Origin of the sequence: Stieleria sedimenti (assembly GCF_025060895.1) — a bacterium.
GTDB lineage: Bacteria > Planctomycetota > Planctomycetia > Pirellulales > Pirellulaceae > Stieleria > Stieleria sedimenti.
This window is the reverse complement of record NZ_JANZKV010000353.1, coordinates 1-1448: the sequence shown is the minus strand read 5'-3', so window position 1 is coordinate 1448 and position 1448 is coordinate 1. Positions and strand designations below refer to the sequence as shown.

The window sequence follows — 1448 nt, the reverse complement described above, 5'->3', positions numbered from 1 at the left end:
TAACTTAGCGGTATTAGGCTAAAGCCTAGACACCAACGCCACCGGACCGGCCGCTCACTCTTCCCCAATCGTTTTTTGGCTTTCGCCGAGCCGGACTGACGCCGTCACCCGTGACCCTCCGGCGATCAGGCCGAGAGAAGGTGAGAGACAAAAAACACTTACGCGTTGGTTAACAGAGCGTGCGTAAACTTTAACGATTGATGGCGAAGCGATTTGCTACCTTCGCGGCGGATGGCTAATGAAATACCTTCACCATGGCGACGTTGATGCTCGACTGTAACGCGGACCTGCGCTCGATCCAAACGCTGCTCAGCTATGAGCAGCTCAACACGACGCAGATCGACACGCACGTGTCGATCAAACGCCTCCGCGAGGTCCACGACCGACCACCGACCGATCGGTGGAAGGATGCTAGCGAGCTGCAAACCAGCCATCATCCGCTACGGCGTTCCGTAGAGTGCCTCGCCGTCGAAATACTTCGGCGAGGCTTTCGGCAAGCCAATCTTCGCGCGTCGACAACGTAACCATCGCTGCGATAGACTGATCGTGAGTCCGTCACTCCAGTATTGAGTCAATCATCTGCGCATGGCCATCGGAATCGATCCCACCGTCGACTACGTTTTCAAGTTGCTATTGGGCAGCCCGGAACATCCGGCGATCACGCTGCGCTTTCTCAACGCGATCCTGTTCCGCCAATCCCCACAAATCCACAGCGATTTCCGGCTACGGAGTCGCGACGGCAGCCTGAAACTCACAGACGGTCTACAAATTCACCTTCTTGAGTTGCCAAAGTACGCGGTTCCGAGCGATAATCGAGTGATCACGGATCCAGTGGACGCGTGGTGCCATTTTTTCTGTCGCGCCGAAACAATGTCGGCTCAGGAAATCGAACAGCGATTCAAATCCCCCGCCTTCAGCGAAGCTGCCGAGGTTCTCGAAATGATCCAACGAACGCCGCAACAACGAAGCCAATACGAGCTACGCCTCAAAGCACAACGTGATGAACGTGCCAGGATGCAGTACGCTGTTGAGCAGGCGCGGCAAGAGGCACGGCAAGAGGGCAGGGCGGAGGGCAAGGCGGAGGGCAAGGAGGAGGGTGAAGCACTGGGGCGGATTGCAGTCCTCCGTGAACTGCTCGGTGTCGACCAGACATCCATTGCAGATCTGTCGATTGAGGAACTTGCCGCACTCGAAAGCGATCTAAAGCATCAACTGCGCGAGCGAGGAGTTTAGTGAAGCCTCTCAAGGTTCACTCACGCGAACAAAATCCGTGTCGTGAACTTGGCGTTCACAAATTGCCATGTTACTGAGTCGTGAGCTTTAAAGAACGAGAAAAAGGTTCAGAAGCGAATGGCACGGGCATAAGTCGAAAGGGATCCAGCAACCGGTGATTTGGCCCGTTCGGTGATGCTCGGTCGCGGCTGTGCCGCGACAATGGGCGGCTAAAG

At 55.9% G+C, this 1448-nt stretch carries 2 protein-coding genes; both read left to right on the top strand.

Annotation, left to right across the window (positions count from 1 at the left end; all coding sequences use genetic code 11):
- Positions 1–254 precede the first annotated feature (254 nt).
- Positions 255–524 (top strand): hypothetical protein, encoded by a 270-nt coding sequence (locus NZK35_RS33555; protein WP_259636898.1) that lies wholly within the window; start codon positions 255–257, stop codon positions 522–524.
- Positions 525–585: 61 nt separating this feature from the next.
- A complete protein-coding gene (locus NZK35_RS33550; protein ID WP_259636897.1) occupies positions 586–1233 on the top strand; it encodes a PD-(D/E)XK nuclease family transposase in 648 nt (215 codons plus the stop codon).
- The last annotated feature ends 215 nt before the right edge of the window (positions 1234–1448 follow it).

Excerpts from the sequence above, each read along its gene's own strand:
- NZK35_RS33550 (WP_259636897.1), top strand. The coding sequence starts at position 586 with ATGGCCATCGGAATCGATCCCACCGTCGACTACGTTTTCAAGTTGCTA.
- NZK35_RS33555 (WP_259636898.1), top strand. The coding sequence starts at position 255 with ATGGCGACGTTGATGCTCGACTGTAACGCGGACCTGCGCTCGATCCAA.